General features: G+C 72.4%; 1 protein-coding gene. It reads right to left on the reverse strand.

Features of this window, described 5'->3' with window-relative positions; genetic code table 11:
* The coding region (locus tag HUK84_RS22030; RefSeq protein ID WP_246285833.1) for an ATP-binding protein at positions 1-604 on the reverse strand (604 nt) is incomplete at both ends.

A 604-nucleotide genomic window follows, 5' to 3' on the forward strand; every position in this document is an offset into this window, starting at 1 on the left:
ACCGCGCGGACCGCGTCCTCGTCATCGACCACCAGCACCCGCAGGCCGCGCGGCGCGGGGGGTGCGGGGGATGGCGGCGGCGCGGGGGAGACGGCGTCCTGCTGGACGGGCAGATAGAGATCGACCCGCGTCCCCTGCCCCAGGGTGCTGGCGACGCGGACGTCGCCGCCGACATGGCGGATGAAGCCGTAGATCATCGACAGGCCCAGCCCGGTGCCGCGGCCGACATCCTTGGTGGTGAAGAAGGGTTCGAAGATGCGGGCCAGGGTTTCGGGGGACATGCCGGTGCCCTGGTCGGCGACCGAGACGACGACGTAGGGGCCGGGCGCGAGGTCGCCCCCGGCCGAATCGCCGATGCGCGGGCCGTCGCCGTGCGGAGTGTCGGTATGCAAGTTGTCGACAGGCGGGCCGTCGATATGTGGGCCGTCGATATGTATGGGGCGGGTCGAGAGCGCGATCGTGCCGCCGTCGGGCATGGCGTCGCCGGCATTGATGCACAGATTGAGCAGCGCGAGTTCGAGCTGTCCGGCGTCGGTCCGGGCGGGCGGCAGAGTGCCGTCGGGCGCCAGGCCGCCCACGTCGATGGCGAAGGGCATGCGCGGCG

Source organism: Nguyenibacter vanlangensis, assembly GCF_013376155.1.
Lineage (GTDB): Bacteria > Pseudomonadota > Alphaproteobacteria > Acetobacterales > Acetobacteraceae > Gluconacetobacter > Gluconacetobacter vanlangensis.